19 protein-coding genes and 1 tRNA gene are annotated in these 24,680 nt (G+C 58.1%); 11 read left to right on the top strand and 9 right to left on the bottom strand.

What is annotated here, in order from left to right; translation table 11 throughout:
- Window positions 1-20 precede the first annotated feature (20 nt).
- A complete protein-coding gene (locus tag ACID345_RS09830; protein WP_011522720.1) occupies window positions 21-368 on the bottom strand; it encodes a hypothetical protein in 348 nt (115 codons plus the stop codon).
- An 87-nt stretch (window positions 369-455) separates the two neighbouring features.
- On the opposite strand from ACID345_RS09830, the gene ACID345_RS09825 reads away from it, so the two are divergent.
- The 5 genes from ACID345_RS09825 to ACID345_RS09805 all read left to right on the top strand — a co-directional run bounded on the left by ACID345_RS09825 (window position 456) and on the right by ACID345_RS09805 (window position 6,307).
- Window positions 456-1,382: a mechanosensitive ion channel family protein gene (locus tag ACID345_RS09825; RefSeq protein ID WP_011522719.1), complete on the top strand. Its 927-nt coding sequence runs from the start codon at window positions 456-458 to the stop codon at window positions 1,380-1,382.
- A gap of 152 nt (window positions 1,383-1,534) precedes the next feature.
- Complete coding sequence (locus tag ACID345_RS09820) at window positions 1,535-2,197, top strand: hypothetical protein (protein WP_011522718.1); 663 nt, start codon at window positions 1,535-1,537, stop codon at window positions 2,195-2,197.
- Between the two features lie 295 nt (window positions 2,198-2,492).
- Window positions 2,493-4,532 carry a hypothetical protein gene (locus ACID345_RS09815; protein ID WP_041855586.1) on the top strand — a complete coding sequence of 680 codons (2,040 nt, stop codon included), beginning with the start codon at window positions 2,493-2,495 and terminating at the stop codon, window positions 4,530-4,532.
- A 126-nt stretch (window positions 4,533-4,658) separates the two neighbouring features.
- The gene (locus ACID345_RS09810) at window positions 4,659-5,822 is read left to right on the top strand and encodes a trans-sulfuration enzyme family protein (protein ID WP_041856517.1); all 1,164 of its coding nucleotides are present in this window, start codon (window positions 4,659-4,661) and stop codon (window positions 5,820-5,822) included.
- Entirely contained in the window at window positions 5,822-6,307 is a 486-nt protein-coding gene (locus ACID345_RS09805) for a TrmH family RNA methyltransferase (protein WP_011522715.1), read from the top strand. The genes ACID345_RS09810 and ACID345_RS09805 overlap by 1 nt, the downstream gene beginning before the upstream one ends.
- On the opposite strand, the gene ACID345_RS09800 is transcribed toward ACID345_RS09805, so the two are convergent.
- The 4 genes from ACID345_RS09800 to ACID345_RS09785 form a co-directional block, all read right to left on the bottom strand.
- Window positions 6,304-6,915: a carbonic anhydrase gene (locus tag ACID345_RS09800; RefSeq protein WP_011522714.1), complete on the bottom strand. Its 612-nt coding sequence runs from the start codon at window positions 6,913-6,915 to the stop codon at window positions 6,304-6,306. The two genes, ACID345_RS09805 and ACID345_RS09800, sit on opposite strands and share 4 nt — an antisense overlap.
- 138 nt (window positions 6,916-7,053) lie before the next feature.
- A complete protein-coding gene (locus tag ACID345_RS09795; protein WP_011522713.1) occupies window positions 7,054-8,997 on the bottom strand; it encodes a hypothetical protein in 1,944 nt (647 codons plus the stop codon).
- A 66-nt stretch (window positions 8,998-9,063) separates the two neighbouring features.
- Complete coding sequence (locus tag ACID345_RS09790) at window positions 9,064-10,950, bottom strand: hypothetical protein (RefSeq protein WP_011522712.1); 1,887 nt, start codon at window positions 10,948-10,950, stop codon at window positions 9,064-9,066.
- Window positions 10,951-11,305: 355 nt separating this feature from the next.
- Window positions 11,306-14,212: a beta strand repeat-containing protein gene (locus tag ACID345_RS09785; RefSeq protein ID WP_011522711.1), complete on the bottom strand. Its 2,907-nt coding sequence runs from the start codon at window positions 14,210-14,212 to the stop codon at window positions 11,306-11,308.
- Window positions 14,213-14,477: 265 nt separating this feature from the next.
- Here ACID345_RS09785 and ACID345_RS09780 point away from each other — a divergent pair, with 265 nt between their 5' ends.
- Complete coding sequence (locus tag ACID345_RS09780; protein WP_148210068.1) at window positions 14,478-15,071, top strand: hypothetical protein; 594 nt, start codon at window positions 14,478-14,480, stop codon at window positions 15,069-15,071.
- A gap of 3 nt (window positions 15,072-15,074) precedes the next feature.
- On the opposite strand, the gene ACID345_RS09775 is transcribed toward ACID345_RS09780, so the two are convergent.
- Window positions 15,075-15,452, bottom strand: a complete 378-nt coding sequence (locus ACID345_RS09775; protein WP_011522709.1) for a hypothetical protein — start codon at window positions 15,450-15,452, stop codon at window positions 15,075-15,077.
- Between the two features lie 180 nt (window positions 15,453-15,632).
- Here ACID345_RS09775 and ACID345_RS09770 point away from each other — a divergent pair, with 180 nt between their 5' ends.
- Window positions 15,633-16,733 (top strand): SGNH/GDSL hydrolase family protein, encoded by a 1,101-nt coding sequence (locus ACID345_RS09770; protein WP_011522708.1) that lies wholly within the window; start codon window positions 15,633-15,635, stop codon window positions 16,731-16,733.
- 296 nt (window positions 16,734-17,029) lie between these two features.
- Here ACID345_RS09770 and ACID345_RS09765 read toward each other — a convergent pair whose 3' ends face one another.
- Window positions 17,030-18,124 carry an HD-GYP domain-containing protein gene (locus ACID345_RS09765; protein ID WP_011522707.1) on the bottom strand — a complete coding sequence of 365 codons (1,095 nt, stop codon included), beginning with the start codon at window positions 18,122-18,124 and terminating at the stop codon, window positions 17,030-17,032.
- Between the two features lie 379 nt (window positions 18,125-18,503).
- The gene (locus tag ACID345_RS09760) at window positions 18,504-19,352 is read right to left on the bottom strand and encodes an NAD(P)-dependent oxidoreductase (protein WP_011522706.1); all 849 of its coding nucleotides are present in this window, start codon (window positions 19,350-19,352) and stop codon (window positions 18,504-18,506) included.
- A 130-nt stretch (window positions 19,353-19,482) separates the two neighbouring features.
- On the opposite strand from ACID345_RS09760, the gene ACID345_RS09755 reads away from it, so the two are divergent.
- The 4 genes from ACID345_RS09755 to ACID345_RS09740 all read left to right on the top strand — a co-directional run bounded on the left by ACID345_RS09755 (window position 19,483) and on the right by ACID345_RS09740 (window position 22,932).
- A tRNA-Leu gene (locus tag ACID345_RS09755) sits at window positions 19,483-19,567 on the top strand.
- Between the two features lie 93 nt (window positions 19,568-19,660).
- The gene (gene secG, locus ACID345_RS09750; protein ID WP_011522705.1) at window positions 19,661-19,960 is read left to right on the top strand and encodes a preprotein translocase subunit SecG; all 300 of its coding nucleotides are present in this window, start codon (window positions 19,661-19,663) and stop codon (window positions 19,958-19,960) included.
- A 165-nt stretch (window positions 19,961-20,125) separates the two neighbouring features.
- The gene (locus ACID345_RS09745; protein WP_011522704.1) at window positions 20,126-20,755 is read left to right on the top strand and encodes an MBL fold metallo-hydrolase; all 630 of its coding nucleotides are present in this window, start codon (window positions 20,126-20,128) and stop codon (window positions 20,753-20,755) included.
- Between the two features lie 59 nt (window positions 20,756-20,814).
- Entirely contained in the window at window positions 20,815-22,932 is a 2,118-nt protein-coding gene (locus tag ACID345_RS09740) for a CocE/NonD family hydrolase (RefSeq protein ID WP_011522703.1), read from the top strand.
- On the opposite strand, the gene ACID345_RS09735 is transcribed toward ACID345_RS09740, so the two are convergent.
- Window positions 22,933-24,618: a L,D-transpeptidase family protein gene (locus ACID345_RS09735; RefSeq protein ID WP_011522702.1), complete on the bottom strand. Its 1,686-nt coding sequence runs from the start codon at window positions 24,616-24,618 to the stop codon at window positions 22,933-22,935.
- Window positions 24,619-24,680 lie beyond the last annotated feature (62 nt).

Genomic DNA, 24,680 nt, shown 5'->3' with positions numbered 1-24,680 from the left:
GTTCCCAGGACTTTCGGCGATTAGCGAATTTCGTCGCGCATGTTCGTCTTGATCTTCTTCGCCAGCTTCTCGATCTCTTCCGCCTTCCGTATCACCTCGAGTGAGAGCACGTTTTGGTTCGTCTTGTCCACCGAGTCCTTCAATTCCGTCGCCAGGCTGAGCAGCTTGTCGGTGTCTTCTTTGAGTTTTTTCTGGCGTTCCACGGTCTGGGCTTTTTGCATCTTACGTAGTTGGTCTTGCGACCACGTGCTCGGACTCCCGCGCTGCGCGGTGAACTGGGGATCGGGTTCGGTGGCTGGTTCCTGCGTATGCGCGGGTAGGAACGTGAAAAGAAGAGCGGTCGACACGATGAAAGCGCGAAGATTCATAGTTGCCCCTATGAGTTCTCCTCACATTATAAGCAGCGGATTCACCCTCGATTCGCAATTCGCCCCGGTTGCTATAATCCGCCTGCAATGTTCGTGATCCGCCTCGATCTGCCCGCTGCTGCCGCCCAAGCCGGATGGAATGCTCACCGCCGTTTCCAGGCTTTGTGGGACGAGTGGGCCGATGACCTCATTGAATTCGTGCGCCGCGACTTGCCCAAGGTGATCGCGGTCCTCATCATCGCGTTTATTCTCACACGGTTACTGAAGCTCATCACCGGGCGGTTGTCGCACCTGGGCAAAACCGGAGCGCTTCCCACCGCCGTCCGCTCCCAGCAAATCCGCACCCTGTCTGGCATCCTCTACAGCACGGGCGTTTTTATCATTGCCTTGCTCGCAGCGTTGCAGGTCCTGCCGTTGTTCGGCATCAACATGGGACCACTGCTCGCCAGCGCCGGCGTGGCAGGCCTCGCGATCGGTTTCGGCGCCCAAACACTGGTGAAGGACGTCGTAACCGGTTTCTTCATCCTCGTCGAAAATCAGTACGAAGTGGGCGACACCATCAAAATCGCCGACAAGACCGGTGTCGTCGAACTCATGAGCCTCCGCCGCACCATTCTGCGCGACGGCAACGGCTCCCTGCACATCATCCCGAACAGTTCCATCACGGTCGTTACCAATCTCACGCGCGATTGGACTCAGGTCGCCATGCATGTCTCCGTCGCTTACGACGAGCCCAGCGAGAAAGTCACCGGCCTCCTCAAGCAGGTCGGCATAGAAATCCAGCAGGATCCCGAGCTCAAAGATTTAATTGTCGGCAGCCCTGAAGTTCCCGGCATTGAGAAGGTTTCCGCCGGCGAAGTGGATTACCTGATGCTCGTCAAAACTTTGCCCGGTAAGCAATACGCGGTCAGCCGCGATCTCCGCCGCCGCATCAAGGAATGTTTCCAGAAGAACAACGTGCGCCCCGGCGGCATCTCCCACGTCTATGTTCTCGACAAGCCCCCGACAGAGTAACCACCTCTGTCATCCCGATCTGATCTCTGTCATCCTGAGCGGAGAACGCGAAGCGTTCGAAGTCGAAGGACCCCTTTCCTCGAAACCATCCCCATCTCCACACGGCACTCCCGAACATCTACATTCCTGCTGTCGGCATCTTAGCTTTCGAGATGTTGTGGTCGGCCCTAACTGACGGCGGGATTGCAGTCGCGCTTCTTGTCATTTGGTATCTCGCGTGGCGGCACTGGCTTCGTAAGCGTTCCCGCCGCATCGTGAATTGGGTCGAAGTTGCCTGCCGCCATCATGGCCGCGTGGACTCCGTGCACTGGCATTCGGCCTCGCGCTTTCAGGTAGATCTTCATCTCGGCACTGCGACTTTCCGAGATCCCCACCTCATCGTGCAGATGGCTCCGTGCGAGATGCCGTTGAGCTGGCTCTGGTACCGCTTACGCAAGCACCAGGAAACGGCGACCTTTGCCGCGACTCTCGACTGCGCGCCCGCCGCCAACCTGGAGCTACTCAACCATCGCTGGTCGGCAACGTGTTTCAAACCGCAGCAGCGCTCCGCCAAAGACCGGGAATGGCATGCACAACGCCTGGGCCAGGTCGTCATCACCACGCGCAAAGACTGGCAGCACGACATCGTAAACATGATGGACGCCCTCACGGCTTCGCGCAGTTACGACTTCCTCAAGATCGCCTATCGTCGCGAGCCGCCGCAGTTCTCCGCCACCGTTGCGCTCGCGGCAATTCAACCCGACGCCCTCGCCGAAGCCAGCATCTTCGACGTCATTCGCGAACTTGCCACTAGCTCTTCGCCCTCTCCTTTCTAAACCGGCCACCGAAACGGCCTGGCCGAAACGTGCCATCGCGTTTCCCGCGGAGTGCGGTTAAACTCATTTCCCTTTCCCTAAGTGCCCTGGTTTTCCGCTGTGATGCCCCACAGCGCAGGCAATTCGTTCAAAAAACTTAGCAGGAGCATCGCACGTGAGATATCTCTCCGCGGTATGCATCGCGCTGTTGTTCTGTGTTTCCGCTTTTCCTCAAGACGTTCGGCCCTCCACAGAGGTTCGCCCAACTGTTCCACACCTCATCCGATTCACGGGTCAGGCCAAAGGCGTCACTGGAATGACCGGCATCACCTTCACGTTGCATAAGGGACCCGAAGATAAATCCCAACTCTGGACGGAAACCCAGAACGTTAAGCTCGACGCCGATGGCCGCTACACCGTGCTTCTCGGCGCGACAAAGCCCGATGGCGTTCCCGCAGATCTATTCATCTCCGGCGAGGCTCAGTGGCTCGGCATTCACATCGAGGACCGTCCTGACCAACCGCGTGTGCTTCTGGTAAGTGTTCCCTACGCACTGAAAGCAGCTGAGGCCGAGACTCTCGCTGGGCACGCCGCCAGCGAGTTCGTCACCGCTGACAAGCTTGCGTCCGTCGTTGAGCAAAGAGTCGCGCAAGGGCCTGCGACCGCTACAGCGAAGAAACAGGACTCCCCCGCAAAGGGCAGCGCCCTCTCTAGCACCGCCACAAATTTCGTTGACACCACCACCAATCAAGTTGTCCTCGTCACCCAGAACGGCACCGGCAATGCGCTCGTCGCCAATGCAGGGACAGGCAACGGCGTTCAAAGCAGTACGACCAACGCTGCTGCCTACGGAGTGGTCGGAACGAATTCGGCGACTACGGGAATTGCAATTGGCGTGCGTGGAAGTACGAGTTCATCCGGCGGCATTGCGGTGTACGGCGTGTCAACTCCAACCACCGGTACTGGCACTGGCGTGAAAGGCGTCTCGTCTTCCCCCAGCGGCTATGGCGTCTTCGGACAAAACACCTCCACCACCGGCACAGCCAACGGATTCCGCGGCAGCACCGCCTCCACCAGCGGCGTAGCGATCTACGGCACCGCGATCTCCGCTACTGGACAAACCAAGGGTCTGGTTGCATCCGCGGCGAGTCCGAACGGTATCGCTGCTGTATTTCAGAACACTGCAACCGGCGGCAAACTTCTCAGCGGCCAAGCCGGCGCATCGAGTACGGAAGTCTTCTCCGTGGACGGTTACGGCAGCGGCACGTTTACAGGGAAAGGCCAAACCGCTCTCATCGGCGATGTAGGATGCGGTGCTCCCTCTGCCGGCATTAGTTTCGGCGATCCCAGTGGATGCCAAAGCTACGCTCTGCTCCAACAGAACGACGATGTCTTCGTCAACCGGCCGACTGGTGGCACGTTGCATTTCCGTGAGAACAACACCGACGAAGTTCTCATCGGTTCCGGCGGTGTGCTCTACACCGGCCCCGTAACTACCACAGGTCTCATCTACATCAGCCATCCCGGCTACCAGGCGCTTGACGTGCATGACGGTTCCGGGGTCTTCGAAGCGGGTCTCAGCGCCAGCCTTCCCGCAAACTTCTCCGCTAGCAACGACGCCTTTTCCGCCACCGGAGCAGACGGGACCGGCAAGTCAGCAGGTGACGCCGCCATCTTCCAGGGCGGCGCTTCCGACACCTACTTTGGAGGCAACGGGATGGAAGTTTACGGCGGCGATGGCGTCAATTCCACCTATACGGGCGGCGCCGGCATCATCTCTTCCGGTGGTTCTCCCAAGGGACTCGCTGCGTATTTCCTTGGAAATATTTCCGTAAGCGGCTCCATCACCGCCGGCACCAAGGACTTCAAGATCGATCATCCCCTCGATCCCGCCAACAAGTTCCTCTACCACGCCAGCGTCGAGTCTTCCGAGATGATGAATATCTACTCTGGCAACATCACCACCAATGGGGCGGGCGTGGCCGTGGTACGTCTGCCCGAGTGGTTTGAAGCGCTCAATGCCGACTTCCGTTATCAACTCACCGTCGTCGGCGAATTTGCGCAGGCCATCGTCGGCAGCAAAATTGCCATGCACCAATTCACGATCAAGACCAACAAACCGAACGTCGAAGTCTCGTGGCAAGTCACGGCCGTTCGTCACGACGCCTACGCCGCCCACAATCCGCTCGACGTCGAAGTCGCGAAAGACGCCGCCGAGCGCGGCCTCTACCTTCACCCTGAATACTTCGGCGCGACCGCAGACCAGCAGGTCTCGTTAGCCCACAATCCCACCGCCCTCAAGCACTACCAGGCTCATATCAAAGCAGCCGCAGCAAAAGCGAAGGCCGGGAACTAGATCGTCCACCCGTGTGGACGGCAACCACTGGATCCAAGGCTGCCGAACCCAGGTAGCTCACTGCATGGCGAGACCACAGGACCACGGCACGCACGCTGTGGTCCTTGTTCTTTTAGAATGGCTCCCATGGCCGATTCCATAAAGAAGTCTCACGGCTTTCAAACGATAGCCGTCCATGCCGGCAGGAATGTTGATCCCTCCACCGGCGCGGTCGCTATGCCCATCTATCCTTCCACGACGTTCGAGCGCGATACCGACGGTGCCTTCTCCCGCGGCTACAGTTACATCCGCGACGCCAACCCCAATCGCAAGGCCCTCGAAGCCTGCCTGAGCGCGCTTGAAGTGGGCGAAGAAGCCATCGCCTTCAGTTCCGGGATGGGCGCCACGTTTTCGGTCTTTCAAATTCTCTCGCCCGGCGATCACGTCGTGCTTCATCGCGACATGTATTACGGCGTCCGCGAACTCATCAACGGCATCTTCACGCGCTACGGGATCCAGCACACCGTAGTTGACATGCGCAACCTTGACGAGACTCGTGCCGCGGTTCGACCAGGCACAAAGCTCTTCTGGCTCGAAACGCCAACCAACCCGCTGATCGAAGTCGTGGCCATCGAACCCATCGCTGCGATTGCCCACGAGCACGGTGCGCTCTTCGCCTGCGAGAACACCTTCGCCACGCCGGCATTGCAGCGCCCGCTCGAACTCGGCGCCGATCTCGTCGTCCACTCGCTCACGAAATACCTCTCCGGCCATAGCGACGCCATGGGTGGCGCGGTCATCCTCAAGCGGGCCGGCGACCTCGCCCACAAGATTCGCGATTTCCAACACAACGGCGGCGCCGTTCTCTCCCCGTTCGATTGCTGGCTGATTCTGCGCGGTATCGAAAGCCTCCCGGCCCGCATGCGCATCCATTGCGAAAACGCACAGAAGATCGCCGAATTTCTCTCAGCGCACGCAGCGGTGTCGAAGGTTCGCTACCCGGGCCTAACGAACGATCCCGGTCACGCAATCGCCAAGCGGCAAATGCGTGCCTTCGGTGGCATGCTCTCTTTCGAAATTCGTGGCGCACGTGCGGAAGCCTTCCTCGTTTCCTCACGCTTTCAGCTAATCATCCGCGCCACCAGCTTGGGAGGCACCCACACACTGGTCGAGCATCGTGCCTCCATCGAGGGCGCGCACACGCGCGCTCCCGAATCGCTCCTGCGAATGTCCGTTGGCCTCGAAGACACCGCCGATCTCATCGACGACCTCGACCAGGCGCTGACCGCATTGCCGGGTTCCCTGCTCTGATGTCAGACCCCAGCCGTCTCCCCGTTGCCGTGCTTCTCGACAACGTGCGCAGCATGTACAACGTTGGCGCATTTTTTCGCGCCGCCGACGGCGTCAACCTGCAAAAGCTCTGTCTCTGTGGAATCACAGCGCATCCGCCGAAAAAAGCGATCTCAAAAACCGCTCTGGGCGCGGAAGAAACTGTCCCGTGGGAGCACGGTTGGGACGCTGTTGAAATGGCAAAGCATCTTCGCGCGGAAGGATTTCAGCTCGCCGCCATCGAAACCAATCCCGAAGCGACTGATCTCTTCGACTGGCAGCCGCGCTTCCCTGTTTGTGTTGTCTTCGGTCACGAAGTCGGCGGTCTTCTGCCCGAACTTCTCGCCCTCGCCGACGTGCACATGCGCATCCCCATGCGCGGCGAGAAGACTTCGCTCAACGTCGCTACCGCCGGCGGCGTCGTGCTCTACGAACTCCTCCGGAAATACCAGGCGCTCCAACCCTAAACGTCGAGGAATCTCACCTCGCCCGAAGTAATCTGGAATACCGCGCCATGAATCTTCCCCCCGGCCTTCACTGCGTTCTCCCATTCCGGCGTGCGCCGTATCTGCTCTACGGACCAACGCACATTCGCCTCAACCGCGGCGTCCATTTCATCGTCTGCTCCATCGAGTGTGGGCGGCAATCCCGCTGCGATGTTCTCAACCAGAATCTGGATATACGACCGCTCCTCTTCCGCGTGCTTCCGATAATGAAGCGCCGCCGCCACCGCCCCGCACTTCTGATGTCCGAGCACGACGAACAATGGCGTCCGCAGGTGCGCGCCCGCGTATTGCAAACTTCCCTTCACCTCATTCGAAATCACGTTCCCCGCCACGCGAATGATAAACAGTTCGCCGAAGTTCGCATCGAAGAGCAACTCCGGTGGCACTCGCGAATCGCTGCAACCCAAGATCGTCGCGAACGGATGCTGGCCTCGCGCCAAGGCCGCGAGTGTCTCCTTGCACACGGTCGGAAATCGTGCCTCACCTCGCACAAATCGCGCATTGCCCTCCAACAGCTTCTGTAGTGCTTCCTCCGCCGACACCTCAGTTACGCTCGCGTGGTCTGCCACCGTTTCTCCTTCCTCTGGAAACCCAACCGAAAACTAGAATGATCGTCGCCCCCCAATCAACTGCGACTTCTGCCAGTGTTTTGCAGCGCAAAGAAAAAGGGGCGGATTTCTCCGCCCCCCGGTTGGCTGCAAGGTTCGCTACTGGTCATCCGAGTTGAGATACTGTGTCCAGCCAATGATGGTCGCCCAACCGCTCGGCGTCGCATATTCGCCAGACATCCAAATCAGCCCGCGATTCGCAATCGTGAAATCGGGCGCGGTGGCCGTGTAGTCTCCCCACCTGCCCGACATGAATCCCGTGCCCCCGGTGTTGAAATAGCTGCCTGCACCATCCATGAGTGAGTCGCCGTAGGTGACTCGGCGTGACGTCAACTGGCTCCTGGGATATGTCAGATTGTCGGAGTAGTTGTAGATCATGACCACGTTGTTTTCCTGGTCTGGCTGCAGGTTTGCGTAGTAGGCGGAGCCGCTATTGGCCCAGCCGCCGCAGAGGAAACAATCCTCCTGGCGGATTACGGCATTCGTCACCTGACCATTGTTGTCGGTTGATGGATGCACGTCGAACCAGATCGGCCCCGTGGTTGCCGGACTGCTTGCCACAGCCGTGTTGAACGAACCAAAGATCTCTCCAGCGTGGTATTTCACCGCTCCGGAAATGAATACATAGTCCGTATCCACGCACGGAGAACCGGACGTAGTGCACCCTGGCTCCGCCGCATTCACTGGGAAAGTGAAATTTTGCAATGTGGTCAGAACTTTCGACGTCACGATCGGTCCATTTCCACCTTGCAGGAACGCAAATGGATTGTGTGGATCAGGAACCGTTCCGGCTGTCGGTCCCGATATTCCCCAGAGCACCATTTCATTGCAGGCGCTCGAGCAATGTCCACCGCCGAAGTTATAGTTCTGCGTATTCATCAGGAAGATCGTACTCGGCTTGTCTGCACGGTCCGTCACGTTGACTGGCTGCAGGGTGTCCATGTTTACCCCGCCAAGATTGAAGCCTGTGAAGTACCAGTAGCCGTATCCCCCGCCATCGTACAACGCGTCCTTAGGCAACAGGTAAACCGCGTTATTGGAGAAGCTGGCCCCGCCGCAGTCGCTGCTCGTAGTCCACAGGTTGACGCCGATGTAGATTCCGCCCTTGGTTGCGTATGTTCCCCAATTCGTCGTGTCATGTCCGAGGGTTGGGAAGTCACCGCAAATTCCGGCGCCGAGACCGGCAGGCGTGAAATGGTAAATCCACCATCCCCCGCGCGGATCCTGGGTTTTGCTGATCGCAAAGTAAAGGCTGCCGCCAGCCGTGCCACTGGTAAAGGTGTCCATCAGCACGAAGAACCGATGGTTCGCCCAGTCGTAGAACGCTCGCGGATCGAAGATGAACGTGCCCGCCGCCACCCCGAAGAATGTGTCCGCATCCTTTGGGAATCCCGCCTGCAGCACGCCGTTCTTGGCGTACACGGCAATGGATGCATTCACCACCTGTACGACGAAGTTTTCACTCGTCGCCAGGCCCATGTCCGGCGGATCCAGTCCATTTTCTTTCTGCCCATAAAAGAAGCTGGCATGAGCGGTCGCGGCATTGGGCGTTATCTGCGTCATTTGCACCGGCCGCACTATTGCCTTCACGCCGCCCCGCAACGCCAGGGTTGACGGTTTGGTACCGACTTCGCCGCGCGCTGCCCGCATCGCAACCAGCCGCTTCAACGCCTGGTACTCATCTTCCGTTAGTCCCGACAATGGCCGCCCGCCATCGGCAAGTCCCGGAATCGAACTCGTCGTCGTTTTCTGCGGGATGTCCGCCATCTCCACGCTTCGCGCGGGCGCTCCCCGCAGTCCCCCGCTCTTCTCAACTGTGGCTTTGGCATTCGCCGGCATAGGAGTCATCACTCTTCCCGGCAATCCACGCTGTAACGCGGCATCGAGTTGCGATTCCGATACCGTCCCTTTCAGCTTGTCGTCTCGGTCCCGTACCGTCTCTCGTTCCTGCGCGCCTGCTGGCATCGCCATCACCAACGCAATCGCACACCAGACGACCCATGACGCGAGGAGGACAATCGTATTGTTCCTCATGTTCCTCATTGCTCGAAACTCCTTTCGCCGTTTCCCGGCGGGCTTTGTCGTGATTTTCCTTTTCATGGGTTGCGCCTACTTCTGTGGCTCTGCCGGCGGCAGCGCCCTGGTTCTGGCTTCCGTTTGTCCCTCAATTTCGGACTTCCGCGCCAGCCGTTGCGTTACGTCCGGCATGCGGTCGGTTTCAAAGCCCTTGCGGTGCGCCACGATCCGATAATCGAAGCTGATCGCCGACTTGCCACCGCGGAGTTCGTGCACTTCAAAAGACGTTGCCGTGCGGTTGGTGATGAAGAGGCCTTCGCAATCTCCGCCCGGGGTTACGTACACGTGGTAGTCGCCTGCATTGACTGCAGTCGCAAACTTAGGATCGATCGTGACCTTCGCGACGCCATTCACCAAAGCTCCCCGACCGAAATCTTCCATCAGGTTTTCGGTAGTTTGCATGGTGTACAGCGCCGTCTTCTGGCCGTTCGGACCGGCTATCACGGGAGCGAGTGTTCCGGTGCAGAACAGGTTTCCACTCACGTCAATCGTGCACTGGCCGCCAAATCCCGGCCCGTCCACTTCCAACGCCTGGCTGCCGGCATTCGTGTTGTCGTTGTTCTTGATGATCGCGGTTGGATGTCCGGAGGCATTGCTCGTGCTGATTGCCTCCATGGCGTAGAAGTTCAAAGGTGTCGGCGCGAAGTATCCCCACCCGACATTCACAAGCGAATTCGGTGAGAAGAATTCACCGTTCGCGTTGAAATTTCCACTGCCGTCGATCGAGAACACGGTCGTTAATCCAGAACCAGATTGGCCTTGGAGAAGAGCTCCGCTGGCTGTGTTTTGCAGTATTGCTGCGGTTCCCGAAGAGCTCGCGACCTGTGCCAACACACCGGTCGTCGTGCCGGTCGCAGAACTCGCGTAACCGCGAAGGCCCACACCTGACGTCGAAGCAGAACGCGCGAAGCCGCCCACCGCCGACCCCGTCGTCGCCAGGTTGATGCCTTCCATCCCGAAGCCGGCTGGCGATGCCGTTGTGCCGTAGATGCCCGTTGCGGTTCCCGTTGTCGCCGTCTCAGTTCCATACACGCCGATGCCGCCGCTCGATGCCGACGTTCCGCGAATGCCGACCGCCGTTCCTGTCGTCGCAGCGTTCACGCCATACACACCGTACCCGGACACCGAAAGTGAGCGGCCAAGTACTCCAGCGCCTGTTCCAGTAGCCGCGGTTTCGTTTCCGTACACAGCATTCCCACTCGGCGCCACTGCCTGCGCATACAGCGCGTTCGCCGCCGTGTTGGCCCCTGTGCTGTACGCCGTGATGCTGGCGCCCGGACTCGTGGTAGAAAGCGCCGCGCCCGTTCCTTTCTGCGTCACCAGAACAACCTGGTTGGTCGTAGTGTCGGTGAAATTCGTCGCGGTCGAGGAAAGCACATTTCCTTTAACGCCGGTTCCGTCCTTCTTCACCGTCGCGCCGTTCTGCTGCATCTGCTCTTTCACTACGGTCGTAAGCTTGTCGGACGTCACGAACTCTGTCGCGGAATGTCCCGCCAACGTCTCTGCTTCCTTCGCCTTCAACGCGTAAGGCACGCTCACCATCAACACCCGCGGTTGTTCCGCCTTCCCTTCCACGCGAACGCCCAGCCACTGCGCTTCGCCGCTGATAAACAACTCCGCCGCAACTCCTGTGGATTTGGTAGAACCAAGTAATACGGTGTATTTGCCTTCGCTATCGAGTTTCACGTTCTGCGTCTCGATCCATAGCGCGGCATTGTCATTTTGGGTTTTATGAAGTGTGAACGTAATCCCGACGGTGCCTGACATCGCTTTGCCGGCATCGTCTTTCAGTTGACCTGAGAAGCGGATCAATCGTGGCACGACCTCCTGTTGGGACGAGGTCGCGGGGGCTGCATTCTGCGCAACTGCCAGCCCACACAATGACGCGGCAAGACAAAAGCCGACTAGGTGCTTTTTCATGTTGCCATCCTTTGTGTTCAAAAACTGATCGGGGACTTGTGACGACCGGAACTTGGGGCTACTGGGGAATGTTCTTGACTGCGACGAGCAGCGCTTTCGTGGCTACTACTGCGAGTAGCAAGTTGCGCAACAGTAGCCCGAGTTGTTGCCCTTGGGCAAACAGTCTTTGGTACCCCCCGCCGCGTGGCTACTTGGACAGTTGCGCAACTGTCGAACGGACAGAAAAGTAACTTGCACAATCCTCATTTCTCCGAAACCGGCACCAGCCGAAGTCGCGACAGGACGACCTCTCGGCGCAAAAATCCCCACCGAGACCCGTCAAACACTCAAGTCAGGGTGGGGATTTTCTCGTTACCTACTTCACGCTCACTGATACCGATGGGTTCCTGGTCGTATCGTCAATGCAAACCACGCGCGTCGAACTCACCACAAAACAGCTAGTGACTTGCTCGCCACCCGAAGATATGTAGAACGCACCATACGAGCTCGTCGTGAAGGTCCCGCTGAACGGGCTCGCGTAATCCATGCCCCCCGCGGCTCCGCCATCACCGATACCCGCAATCGTGCCGCTGCCCAGCGTCACCAGGTCGACGTTGATGTTCCCTTCAGGCTCAATCCGGGGCACGACTGTGCTGAGATACGATCCCGACCCCGGTGTTGTCGCCATTTGCGGTTCAATGTAATTGAACGCGACTCCATACAGCCCCGACCCGACATTCTGTCCCCCACTAACTCCGAATGCAGAATTGTTGTCGTACAAGTACGCGACGGTCACCTGATTCGCGTCATTCATCGCCATTCTGCCATTCGAGCTAACCGTGAATGTCGCGGTTCCGTTCGAGTCTCCGACCTTGTACTCGCTCCCCGTCGAATCTGCGTCGTTGGTGAAGCTCTGGTTGATGGTAATGCTGGCGGTGCTGCCTGAACCGCCGGCACCTGTTCCTTGCATGATCTGCGCCCTGTTCCATTGCAGCCCGCCGCTCCCGTCGAGTGCCCATTCCAGGTCGCGCATCACGAAACTCGAATTCAGGTTCGCCGCCGAATACGACGCCTGCTGCTGTTTGTACATCTCCCCAACTTGCGCCTTCCCGCTGTCAGCATTCAAAAATGCCATGTGATTTGCATCGATCACATAGCCAACTGCGTAGCTGGTGTCCGTCGTCGGAGAAGTCTGATTGACAGTGATTGTGAACCGGCCCGTGGAACCGGGTTCGGTGTAGCTGCCTCCAAACAGAATCGCCCTCAAAGTAGACGATCCATCCGCTTGGTCGGCCTGCCCTCCGGTGATCGTCAGGTTCGAACCGCTTGCGGTCAGCGTAAACCTTCCGGCGAGAGCGCGCGGGATCCCATTTCCGTTTTCCCCGTGCTGTGTGAACGCGAAGCTCTTTCCATCCATCGTGGTGTTAGAGAATGCCGAAGTCGTCGCTTTGCTGCACACTCCGCCGCCATGCTGGCCGGGAGCTGCAGATCCAACATCGTCAATTTGTGCGATGTCGAATTGGCTCACGCTGCTGCCACCGACATTGTTCCCCATCATCCCGAACTTCAGCGTCTTGCTTCCGATCGAAAGCGTGATCGTCCCGTTGTTGTCGCCGCCAAGGTTATAGCTCCCGCTCACGCTTCCATTGAGCAGCCCTGTGCTCCGACCATTCGAGTCATAAACGCCGCTCGTAACATGCCCCGCGCCGTCAATCGCGAGGCTCATCAGTGTTGCGATCCGCGAGGTGTCACTATCCACGTATCCCTCATACGTGCAGATGTAGCGTCCATTTACGTAGGAGTTATGCGCGCCGTTCGGTCCAGCGCTGATTGGAATCGTGAAGCTCGGGCTGGTAATCGAGTTGTTATTGCTATCCGTTACCTTCACTGTGAATGTGAAGTTTCCGGAGGCAGTGGGAGTTCCCGCCAGCATCCCTGGAGCTGTCCCCGAGAACACCACGCCTGTCGGCGCACTGCCTGATGCAATCGCAAACGTGTACGGATGACTGCCGCCGCTCACATCGAAGTACGTCGCGTACGCGTAGTTGATGAGTCCGCTGGCAATGTCTTTCGTACTCGTGTTGAACTGCAGCGTTATGCCACTGGCTTGATAGGTGTACTTGTTGCTGAGCCACGTGTTCCCATTCAGCGAGCTCAGCGTCACGTAGATCGTCTGGCCGCCGTTCGGCAGTCCAGTCACGTTAGCCGACGTGCTCAATCCTGCATTCACGAACGCGATATCGTGCGCGCCAGCTGTCGTTCCCACATACAAACTGTATTGCGAGATTCCCGCTCCTCCCATCCATGAGAAGGTCGCGCTCGTCCCGCTGAACTGCGATCCCGGCGAGGGCGAGGTGATATACGCAGCCGTTCCAGCGCCACTCGAGTAGTACGTATAGCTCTTCGCCAACCACGTGTTCCCGTTCAAGCTGTATAGCGTGACGTAAAACGTCTCGCCATTCGTCGGTAGGCCTGTCACGTTGTACGAACTGGCTATCCCCGCGTTGACGAACGCAATGTCGTGGCCGCCGCGCACTGTACCGATGTACAGCGAGTATTGCGAAATGCCTACGCCGCCGCTCCACTGGAACAACTGCGTGCCGCTCGCCAACTTCGCACCCGTCGCGGGGCTCGTCATCGCAGCCGCCACACCATTTCCCGAGGCGACGTAGCTGTAGCTCTTCGCGAGCCACGTGCTTCCGTTCAGGCTGTACAGCGTCACATAGAACGTCCGCCCATCCGTCGGAAGTCCAGTCACGTCGTACGAGCTTGACGTCCCTGCATTAATGAACGCAATATCGTGCGCCCCACGCGTGTTCCCGATATACAGCGAGTACTGTGAGATCCCTGCGCCGCCGCTCCACTGGAACAACTGCGTACCGGTCGTCAGCTTCGCTCCCAAAATCGGCCCCGTAATTGAAGCCGCCGTGCCACTGCCCATCGCAATGTATGTGTACGAAACCTGTTGCCACGCCGCGCCGATCAGCGAGTTCAACACGACGTAGAACGTCCCGCCATTTGCTGGAAGATTGTTGACCGAAGCACTCAAACCCGTACCTGTGTTGATGAAGTAAATGTCGTGGGCGCCGCGCGTCGTACCGACATACAACGAGTAGCTCGTGACATTCGTGCCGGTCGTCCACTGGAACGTGGCACTCGTACTCGAAAGTTTTGTGCCCGGAGTTGGGCTGGTGATGGTGGCCGGTGTACCCGATGTGACTGCTGCTAACGAACTGACCAGGGTTAAGAGAAGTATGAAAACAACTGCATGATGTCGTCTCATCCGCGCGCTCCAGAGGCTGAGGGGCGCGGCAGGCGATCCCCCACTCAAGCAGACCCGGCCCGTAGCGCGTCACGACAGCAGAGTTGGGGGAGTTCGAGGCTGAGTCTAACCCTCGCAAAGCGACTAGACACGGTGCATCACGGGTTACCTTCGTTTGATTTCCCGCATCGGGAGAAGCACTCGACGATGCTTCCTGGTATCCCTTCGAACCACGAGGAACTCGCCTCTCCGTTCGCCCCCGCGATCCTCTAAAATGAACTTCAAAATGAGTGACCTCATCGATCGCTATCGCGGAATGTCAGACGGAGAACTCGATCTCCTCGCGCAGGACATTCACGAACTCACTGCTGGCGCGCAGCAGGCGCTACAGTCCGAACTCGCTCGCCGTGGTATCAACGTTCCCGATATCTCTCACGGTCAATGGGAATCTGAACGCCCCGTCGTGGTTGCGAGTTTTCTGAACTTGCACGAGGCCCTGCTCGCCAAAGGACAACTCGATTCCGCAGGTCTCGCAACTTCGCTCGTCGACGACAACATGGTCCGGATCGACTGGTTCATTTCCAACTTGCTCGGAGGCGTAAAACTCGCAGTTCCCCCGGCCGACGCCGACATCGCCCGCGAGATCCTCGCGCAACCCATCCCTGAAGATTTCGATGTGGAAGGCGTCGGTATGTATGAGCAGCCACGCTGCCCGCAGTGCGATTCCCTCGACATCAGCTATGAATCGCTCGATAAACCGATCGCCTACGGCAGCACCATGCTGCTCGGAGTTCCGGTACCGCTCGGCGCTAATCGCTGGCGGTGTTCTTCATGTGGACACACCTGGAAAGGCGCTACCCAGAAAGGGCCGCGCGAATAACTACTACGCAACTTCCGTACGCTCTAAAGTCCGGAACGCGTCTTCTTCTGTCTTCACCACATAAACATTGGGATGGATATCTTCGCCGATGATCTGGTACATCCGCGCCAGCCCAAACACCAGAGGCTGTGGTGCCAGGATCACCCGCTTCGAAGTATTCGCAAACGGCACCGCTCGCAGCGCACACAAACGAATGTCGTCAATTGACGCGTCAATCCTGTCAACTTCACGGAAGTCCATCAGCTCATTAAAGGAGGGATCGAACTCAGGCGCAGACCTGTATTCGTGAATACTATCGAGCAGCTCTGACGCCGTAACTACGCCGATATACGTGCGTTTCGCAAGTCTGCGGCTACGGTCAACTTCTACTTTCACCGGCATCGCAATACCCAGCGCTCCACAACCAAAGCGTGCTGCGTACCTTAGTACAAATTGAGACTACCCACAAGACCCGCTAATTCCTATACGTCATCCTCCGATCATCTCTTTTGGGTCATACGGAGTTCTTGCGACCGCCATCAACCTTCGGCGACAATCTCAACGACCACCCTCGGAGGCCAGTTGATCTCCCGACTTCTTGCCCTCATCCTCGCGCTTACTTCCTTCACTGTCGCAGCGCCACCGGTGAAGTTCCAAATCTCTCCCGTATCCTCCAGCGAGAAGACTGGTCTCCACGTTCTCCCCATGCACATCGGCGGACGCGTCCTCCAGCGCGGCGCCGAATCTGCTCCGTCGTACGAACGTCAATGGCCCGGCACTTACTTCGATACCGCCTTCATCGGCCCGGACGTCTATTTCAAACTCGGCTCCGGCGACGCCATCCTCAAGATCACCCTTGACCAATCTTCCCAGTCACTCACCAAGCCCGCACCCGGCCTCTATGTCATTCGCGGACTCACCAACAAGCATCACGATCTCCGCCTTGAAGTCATCACCGAAAGCCAGGCCGGCCCAACTTCGTTCGACGGATTCTTCGCGCCGCGCTCTGCCAAGCCGGACACACCGCACTCCTATCCACTCCAGATCGAGTTCATCGGCGACTCGCACACCGTCGGCTACGGCAACACCTCACCCAAACGTGAATGTACGGAAGACGAAGTCTGGGCTACCACTGACACTTCGCAAGGCATCGCGCCTCTGGTCGCACGTCCCTTCCATGCCGACTACCAGGTCAACGCAATTTCCGGCCGCGGTATCGTTCGCAACTACAACGGCTTTCCCGGAGATACCCTCCCCGCCGCCTATCCCTTCACCCTTCTCGACCATACCTCGCGCTACGATAATCCCGACTGGCGTCCGCAGGTCATCGTGGTCTCCCTCGGCACCAACGATTTCAGCACCCCACTCCACGCCGGCGAAAAATGGAAGACCCGCGACGAACTTCACGCCGACTACGAGCAGACCTACGCCGAATTTCTCCACCAACTCCGCGCCAGGAATCCCAAGGCCTACTTCATCCTCTGGGCAACCGAGATGTCTGACGGTGAAATCCTCGCCGAAGTCCAAAAGGTCGCCGACCGCGTTCGTTCCGCGGGAGAGAAACAGATTTCAGTTGTGCCAGTGAAGGAATTAGAAGTGACGGGCTGCAACTACCATCCGTCTTTGACGGACGACCGCAAGATCGCTGACGCCATAGTGGCCGCGATAAAAGCAAAAAACTAGCCCGGGTGCAGATATCTCGCGATCTTGAGATCTCTTCAGTCCGCCGCTATCGAACGCCCGAGACACGTCCCGGTGTGCTCATTCTCGAATTGAACCAGTTCGATAAACGTCTTTCCGTGAATCGATTCACCGCAAACTTGGCATTCGGCCCGGAAGGTTTGATCGTCGAGTACGACCACTCGAAGGTCACCACTGCTCATCGATCAACGATACTTGAAGCGGTACGAATTCTTGTATGGCACGGTAGTGCTAAACCGTTTCAAAACTCGGCCATTTACCCACGGTGCCGAGTCCGATCAATCCTCTGCCGGTACCGGAAAACGCCGTGCAATCGCCCGCATCTCTTCACTCACCGCGACGAATGCATCTACGACTTCGGGATCGAATTCTGCCCCCCGACCGCGCCGGATCTCCGCTACCGCCTCTTCGTGGCTGATAGCGTCTTTGTAGGTCCGCCGGCGAGTCAACGCGTCGTACACATCGGCAATCGCCACCAGCCTTGCGGCGACCGGTATATCGTCCCCCGAAAGTCCTTGCGGATACCCCTTGCCGTTCCATTTCTCGTGGTGACAGAGCGCCATCTCCTTCGCGATCCGCGAAAACTCACTGCCCTTCCCGACCACTTCTTGCGCGCGCTCAATGGCCCGCGCCGCGATCGTCGTATGCCCGGTCATTACCTCCCACTCGCCGGCAAGCAACGCGCATGGCTTCAGCAAGATGGTTTCGGGAACGCCGATTTTTCCCACGTCGTACAGGACGGCAGCACGGTAAATCACCTCGATCGCCCGATCGGCTGCCAGCGCCGAAAACCGCGGATGCCCCGCCAATGCCTCCGCCAGTACCTTCACGTACCGCTGTATCCGAAGTGCATGGTTGGCCGTTGTGGCGTCGCGGCTCTCGGCCAGCGATGTCAGGATCATCGCGGCTAAATCCTGCTCAATCTCTTTTTCGCGCCCATGCTGGTCAGCCTGGGATGCCTCGGAATGCGATGTTTTCGCCGCCCCCGTCGCAAGGTGTGTCTTCAGTCTCGCGAACAGGATTACCGGATCGATCGGCTTCCTTATATAGTCCACCGCGCCCAGTTCCAGTCCCACGCGTTCGTCCTCCGGCGTGGATTTACTGGTAAGAAACAGGAACGGTATGTGGCGTGTCCGCGAATTTGCCTTCAGCTGCCGGCACACTCCGTAACCATCCAATCCGGCCATCACCACGTCGAGCAGGATCAGATCCGGCGGGTCGTCGGACTGCGCAATCTTGAGCGCGCGCACTCCGTTGGTTGCGACCTTCACCCGGTATTGGTCCTTCAGAATGTCACTGACGAGTGCAACGTCGTCGGCCGAATCATCCACTATCAGCAGCGTGGCCCGCGATTGGTCGCGAAGCGTTTCCATGTTGCCTTCTTCACGGTTTGTGATTTGAACGAGCGGGGTCGGCAGACCCTCGTTCGCGGCGCGAAACTACCCAACCCTAACGTGACTGGGTACTGTCAGTAGTGCCAGCGGCATATTCCGCAGATATAGCCCTCTTAACCGAGTGGTAAACAAATTCTTCCACTTTCCATGTACCACCTTTGCGGCAAACCACGGTGACGAGCAAAATTTCCGCGTCCACGGTCGCTTTTCACAGGCTCTGGAGAAGAAAATCACGGGCCTGGATTGTTGACAAAAAACGTCATACCCGGGCAAATCCCCAGCAAATAAGCACTTATAAAATGTTGTTTACTAACTTCTAACTTCGGGTTTTACCGTAAGTTTTCCTTGTTTCTTCCCGCTAATTTCGTTCCAAAAGTGCCAGCGTAGCCGCGTAATCCTGGTCATCCATACCGGCCTCGTGCGCCTCGTCATAAACCTCGAGAACAGATTTCAGCCCCGGCAAATCCAGCTCCAACTGCTTCGCCGCATCGCTCACCAGCAGCAGGTCCTTGCGCATTAAACGTAGCGGAAAGTTCGGCGTGTAGTCGCGTTTCAACACGAACGGCGCCTTGTAATCCACCACTCCCGATCGCACCATCGTGCTCTGCACCAGCTCAACAAATTTTTCTGGGTTCACGCCGAGTTGCGTAGCGACTTTGAAGCCCTCGATGAAACCCTCATAAATACAGGCGATTTGCAGGTTCAGCGAAATCTTCGACGCCTGCCCCTTCCCCACTTCGCCCATGTGCACGATCTTCTTCCCCATCTGCAGGAAGAGCGGTTCGAGTTTCTTCAACGTCTCGTCTTTCGCACCGACCATGAAGATCAACTGTGCCGACTCCGCTCCGATCTTCGATCCCGTGATCGGCGCGTCGATGTAATCCGCGCCCTTCGCGCGCACGCGCTCGGCAAACTTCAGCGTCTCCACCGGCGAAATCGTGCTCGAGTCCACCACCACCATCCCCGCCCGCAGCACGGGTTCCACGCCACCGTCGCCAAACAATACGCGCTCCACCGCGTTCGTATCCGACACGCACATCCACACCACATCCGCATGTTTAGCGGCTTCCGCAGGAGTCTTCGCAACGTGCGCGCCTTCGACATCCTTCGGTGTGCGGTTCCAAACCGTGACTTCGTTGCCGGCCTTAGCAAGGTTCGCCGCCATCGGACGCCCCATAATCCCCAACCCTAAGAATGCGACTTTCATTGCTTCTCCTTGGAAGAACTGATGATTAGAACTGACCGCGCGCGCGAGGGTCAAGGAACGCTCCGTGGTTTGGAGCATGTACTTCCTTTTGTTATAATCACTTTGCCTCACGTGTTCTTTGGAAAGCTCTGCGGAAGTGGTGAAATTGGCAGACACACCATCTTGAGGGGGTGGCGCCGAAAGGCATGGGGGTTCAAGTCCCCCCTTCCGCACCATACGTTCCCTGTCCGTTCCGGCCGGGTTTGAGATTCCAAAAGCCTTTGAGAGACCAGGCGCTGTGTTCTCCCAGCGCGCGACTGAGATATTGAATGATTTACCTGATCACCACCATTCACATTGCGGTTTGCTTTTTCCTGATCGTGGTAGTGCTGCTGCAGAGCGGCAAGAGCGCCGACCTCGCCGCGGCCTTCGGCGGCAGCGGCAGCCAGACGGCGTTTGGCCCGCGTGGCACCGCGAACGCGCTCTCGAAAGCGACCACATGGTCGGCGGTCATCTTCATGCTGACTTCGATCATCCTGAGCGTGATGGCAGCGCGCCACACCGGAAGCGCGGGTTCGGTATTGAACGGCACAAAGGCGGCCCCGACTCAGCAGGCGCCGAAGAAGTAGTTTTTGGATTTTGGATGAAGGCCTCCTCATGCGGAGGCCTTCATTTTTTTCGATAAATCGCTGCAGAAAAGAACCTTAATTCGGAACAAAGCATCCGATATCGGGTTGAACCGTGGAGAGACACACCCACTCCCCTGCCTTGCGCGACTCGTCCCGAAGGAGAAAATGATCCACGAAATCTTCCCTGTAGGCCCACTACAGTGCAACTGCTCCGTCATTGGGGATGAAACAACCCATGAAGCCATCGTCATTGATCCGGGTGACGAAGTTGAAGTCGTGGTCGCGATCCTGGAGAAACACCAATTGCGGGTTACCCAAATTGTGGTAACTCACGCGCACATTGACCACGTGGGCGGCGCAATGAAGCTGAAGGCGCTTACCGGCGCTCCGCTTTTGCTCAACGAGAATGACGACCAGCTGCTGAAGTTGCTCGACGTGCAGGCGTCATGGCTTGGGATGAAAGACCCCGGCAAAGTTGTGGTGGACGAGAGCCTGGCGGATGGCGATAGCGTGAAGTTCGGCACGATCGAAGGATCGGTCATTCACACTCCGGGACACACCCAGGGAAGCATCTGCCTGCTGCTCAAAAGCGAGAAGACTTTGATTGCGGGTGATACGTTGTTCCAAGGCAGCATCGGCCGTACCGATCTTCCCGGTGGGTCTTATGAAAAAATCATGAAGTCCATTCACGGAAAACTACTGGTGCTGCCGGGGGAGACGATCGTAATTCCCGGACACGGTCCCAGCACGACGATTGAAGAAGAGCGCGAGCGCAATCCGTTCCTGCGGGGCTGAAACCCAGCCCGATCCGTTCCTCTCGACACAAAGGATAGAATGTCACGCAATCAACGACGATGCGTGAACGATTCGCCGTTCTTATCCTCGCAGCCTTGAGCTTTCTTGCGCCAGTGTTAAGCGCCGGGCGCGCCACACTGCCCGAGCAAACGTACGGCGGAATCACCATCCGTGAGCAGTGGATCCCGATGCGCGATGGTGTGAAGCTCGCGGCAAACCTCTTCCTTCCCGCCGATCTCAAGCCAGACGAAAAAGTGCCGGTGGTGCTCGAGTACCTTCCCTATCGCAAAGACGATTGGTCGCTGGGCCGCGACTACTCGCTGCACGGATACCTGGTGCGCAAGCATTACGTAGTGGCACGCGTGGATGTTCGCGGAACGGGCCGCAGTGAAGGCCGAACGCCGGACCGCGAGTATTCCGAGCAAGAGTTGCAGGATGGCGAAGAAGTGATTGCGTGGCTGGCTCGACAAGCGTGGTCGAACGGCAATGTTGGAATGATGGGGATCTCGTGGGGCGGATTCAATTCCATCCAGATGGCGATGCGGCGCCCTCCGGCATTAAAGGCGATCATCGCTGCCGATGCGTCGGACGATCTCTTTCACGACGACATTCACTACATTGACGGAATGATGCACCTGGATGAGTTCGAGATCTCTATGGACCTGACGAACTCGCTTTCACCGGCGCCGGACTTCCCTGTCGATGAGAAGACGCTGAACGAACGCTTCGATACGCCGCCGTGGTTCCTGCTGTATCTCAAGCATCAGCGGGATGGAGAGTTCTGGCGACGGGCGTCGCTCTCCACGGACTACAGCCGGATTGAGATTCCCGTCTTCCTGATTGGCGGGTTTCTCGATGGATATCGCGACAGCGTGCCGAGGATGCTGGCGAACCTGAAAGGACCACGCTTTGCGATCGTGGGGCCATGGCCACACTCGTTTCCGCATGACGCGGAACCGGGGCCAGCTGTGGAGTGGCGTGACCTTGAAACCGATTGGTTCGATCACTGGCTGAAGGGCAAGGCGAACGATGTGGAGAAGTGGCCGATGCTGCGCGTATTCATGCGCGACTACTACAAGCCGGGGCTTGAGACGAAGGAGATTCCGGGAGAGTGGAAGGCGACGGAGTGGCCGACGAAGAGCACAGCGGTAACACTCTATCCCTACGAAAACTTGACGATGTACGTGCAGTATGGGAAGCAAGAGGTTCCCTGGTTCAAGAAAGAGATACCGGGGGGCTACGCGTGGCTTGGTCGCGCGTACACCGAGCAGAAGATCCTGTATCAACCGGACGGCGGCATCGAAGCTGGGTTGTGGTGGGGAGATCTTACGGTGGATCAGCGTCCGAGTGACGAAAAGAGCCTGCCGTTTCAGAGTCCAGTTCTGGAGCGGGATCTTGCGATCCTCGGCATTCCAGAGGTTCGGCTTCATGCCACCACAGGAACTCCACTGGCGAACTGGTTCGTGCGGCTCGAAGATCTCGCACCGAATGGATCGACCACACTCGTTACGGGAGCGGGACTGAGTGGCGCCCAGAGAAACTCCCGCACTGCTCCATCGCCCCCGGCTCCCGGCCAGAGCTATGACCTCACAATTCCCCTGCACTTTACGTCGTGGGTCTTCCCTGCCGGGCATCGGGTACGAATTTCGGTGTCCAACTCCCTGTGGCCGATGATCTGGCCGACGCCATATTCGATGACGAACCATCTTCGACTTCCATTTACTGAACGGACGAACTTGACGCTTCCGGTTATCGAATCAGCGAATCTGAAGTCGATCGAGTTTGCAAAACCACAAGAGAGTGATTCTCTTCCAAGCCTCCGCTCAGAAGGCGATCTGTTGCCAGGAACTTCAACCGTTACGCGCGATGAGGCGAAGCACACCACCACGGTCGATTGGCATGGCGAGGAGCGCGACTTCTATCCCTTTGGTGAGGAGGAGACGAAGGAACGTCTGGTGCACACGGTGAATGTGGAACATCCAGCGGAAGCGTCGGTGCATGGCGAGGCTTCGATGGCGGTGAAGCTCAAGGATCGTACGCTGCTGTGGAGCACGACGCTTAATCTGCGCAGCGACGAAAAGAATTTTTATTACGAATACACGCGCGAGCTGCGCAACGACGGCAAGTTGATTCGTACGAAGACGTGGCGCGAGACCGTGCCGCGCGATTTTCAATAGCTACGGATACGGATAGCCCTTCGCCAGCGCAGCTTTGAGTTCGACGTCGTGGCCGTAGATATCTTTAAAGAACTGGACAGTGCCATTGGTCTGGGCGCGGGCGGTTACGTAGAGGATGAGGATCGGCACGGGCTTAGTAAGGGTCACGCTGGAGTTGTCGCGTCCGTGCTGCATGGCTTCTTTCACTTTGTCCAGCGACCAATCGGTCTTGTCGCGCAAGAGCCAGTAGGCGAGATCGGCGGGCTTTTCGAGGTGGATGCATCCGTGGCTCAATGCACGCGGTGCCTTCGAGAACATGGTCTTGAACTCAGGCGTGTCGTGCAGATAAACGTTATGCGAGTTAGGAAAGATGATCTTCACGAGGCCGAGCGCATTGTCCGCGCCTGGACGCTGACGGATCGAATACGAGCCGTTCTTCAGGTGCTTGAGCACTGCGTCTGAGATTGCGCCGGAGGCGATGACCTTGCCGTCCTTATCCACGACCTCCATTTCATTCTGTTCGAGATAGGTGCGGTCTTCTTCGACAGAGGGCACCATCTCGTCGCGCTGGATCGTGGGCGTCACGTACCAATAGGGCCGGAAGACGATATAGCGGATGTCACCTTCGAAGATAGGCGTCTGAAAATCGAAGGCGTCGCCAACATTCACCCCCATGGATAGGATCTGCGTGCCGCTTCCGTCATAGCCGAAGAGCTTGAACTCCGGCACGTTGACCACGACAGGAGGTGAAGTGAATTGATAGCGGATCCAGCGATAGCGCTCGAGCGCGAGCTTTAGCTGCTCGAGGCGATCGGCGATGGGTATGTTCAGCGCATCGATCGTGTCGGAGGTGAGATTGCCGTCATTGGGCAGGCCGTGACGCGACTGGAAGTGCGCGACGCCGCCCATGAGAGGGTCGTCGTATTTGATCGCATCCGCCAGGATGATGACTTTGGGATCGAGGTCACCAAGTTGCTGGAGGCGCTTGGCGAGGGCGGGCATGTGGTCGTAGTAGCCGCCCTGGTACACCACGCCGACCGGAAGCGGGAGTTTCTCGGTATCGGGCTGCTTGGCTAGTTGGGTGTACTGCAGCATGGCCTGGCGGGTGGCTTCGTATCCGGCGAACGGTGGGCCTACCTTGGCGATTGTGTGCGTGAGGTCGTCAGGTGAACTGAGCATGTTGCGTACGAAGCTGGGGAGATCGAGCTTCTTGTGTTCCACATCGAGGCCGAACTGGAAGTGGGTGGGATTGATGCGGCCGATATGCATGTCGGATATGTAACGCATGGTGCTGACGGTGAGCGCGAGATCGAAGACGTCCTCGTCTTCAGGCGCGTGTGCAGCAGCGAGCTTCGAGATGCGGTCAGGCCAGCGGAGTCCGTCGTAATCTTCGGCGTTGAGACCTTGTGAGTCGGCAGCGCTGAGGATCGCGATCATCTGGCGGGCGTGGTCGGTCGGCGTGCCAGCTTCAATCCACGCGAGAGAGTAGTTCGACGCCTTGTAGAAGTTATCGATCTGGACGCGATAGTCGGAGAAGTTGGGCCAACGCATGTCGGGGAGCTGTCCGGCGCGAATGGCAGATTGGAGAGCGGGGGATCCAGCGGGCTTCGCGGATGCAGGCTTCTTCTGCGCGTGCGCGACGTGCGGGAGGAGCAGGCCAAACATCAGCAGGTACACGAAGGCCGTGAATCGGCGACGTAGTGGCAAGTGTGGATTCTCCTCGAGCTGACTGCGACTGTCCCGATTGTCGGCTGAGAGGGCGCGCGCAG

It is taken from the genome of Candidatus Koribacter versatilis Ellin345 (assembly GCF_000014005.1).
Lineage (GTDB): Bacteria > Acidobacteriota > Terriglobia > Terriglobales > Acidobacteriaceae > Korobacter > Korobacter versatilis_A.
Note: the sequence above shows the minus strand (reverse complement) of the source record. Positions and strands in the feature narration are given on the sequence as shown.

Excerpts from the sequence above, each read along its gene's own strand:
- ACID345_RS09830 (WP_011522720.1), bottom strand. The coding sequence starts at position 368 with ATGAATCTTCGCGCTTTCATCGTGTCGACCGCTCTTCTTTTCACGTTC.
- ACID345_RS09825 (WP_011522719.1), top strand. The coding sequence starts at position 456 with ATGTTCGTGATCCGCCTCGATCTGCCCGCTGCTGCCGCCCAAGCCGGA.
- ACID345_RS09820 (WP_011522718.1), top strand. The coding sequence starts at position 1,535 with ATGTTGTGGTCGGCCCTAACTGACGGCGGGATTGCAGTCGCGCTTCTT.
- ACID345_RS09815 (WP_041855586.1), top strand. The coding sequence starts at position 2,493 with ATGACCGGCATCACCTTCACGTTGCATAAGGGACCCGAAGATAAATCC.
- ACID345_RS09810 (WP_041856517.1), top strand. The coding sequence starts at position 4,659 with ATGGCCGATTCCATAAAGAAGTCTCACGGCTTTCAAACGATAGCCGTC.
- ACID345_RS09805 (WP_011522715.1), top strand. The coding sequence starts at position 5,822 with ATGTCAGACCCCAGCCGTCTCCCCGTTGCCGTGCTTCTCGACAACGTG.
- ACID345_RS09795 (WP_011522713.1), bottom strand. The coding sequence starts at position 8,997 with ATGAGGAACATGAGGAACAATACGATTGTCCTCCTCGCGTCATGGGTC.
- ACID345_RS09790 (WP_011522712.1), bottom strand. The coding sequence starts at position 10,950 with ATGAAAAAGCACCTAGTCGGCTTTTGTCTTGCCGCGTCATTGTGTGGG.
- ACID345_RS09785 (WP_011522711.1), bottom strand. The coding sequence starts at position 14,212 with ATGAGACGACATCATGCAGTTGTTTTCATACTTCTCTTAACCCTGGTC.
- ACID345_RS09780 (WP_148210068.1), top strand. The coding sequence starts at position 14,478 with ATGAGTGACCTCATCGATCGCTATCGCGGAATGTCAGACGGAGAACTC.
- ACID345_RS09775 (WP_011522709.1), bottom strand. The coding sequence starts at position 15,452 with ATGCCGGTGAAAGTAGAAGTTGACCGTAGCCGCAGACTTGCGAAACGC.
- ACID345_RS09765 (WP_011522707.1), bottom strand. The coding sequence starts at position 18,124 with ATGGAAACGCTTCGCGACCAATCGCGGGCCACGCTGCTGATAGTGGAT.
- ACID345_RS09760 (WP_011522706.1), bottom strand. The coding sequence starts at position 19,352 with ATGAAAGTCGCATTCTTAGGGTTGGGGATTATGGGGCGTCCGATGGCG.
- secG (WP_011522705.1), top strand. The coding sequence starts at position 19,661 with ATGATTTACCTGATCACCACCATTCACATTGCGGTTTGCTTTTTCCTG.
- ACID345_RS09745 (WP_011522704.1), top strand. The coding sequence starts at position 20,126 with ATGATCCACGAAATCTTCCCTGTAGGCCCACTACAGTGCAACTGCTCC.
- ACID345_RS09740 (WP_011522703.1), top strand. The coding sequence starts at position 20,815 with ATGCGTGAACGATTCGCCGTTCTTATCCTCGCAGCCTTGAGCTTTCTT.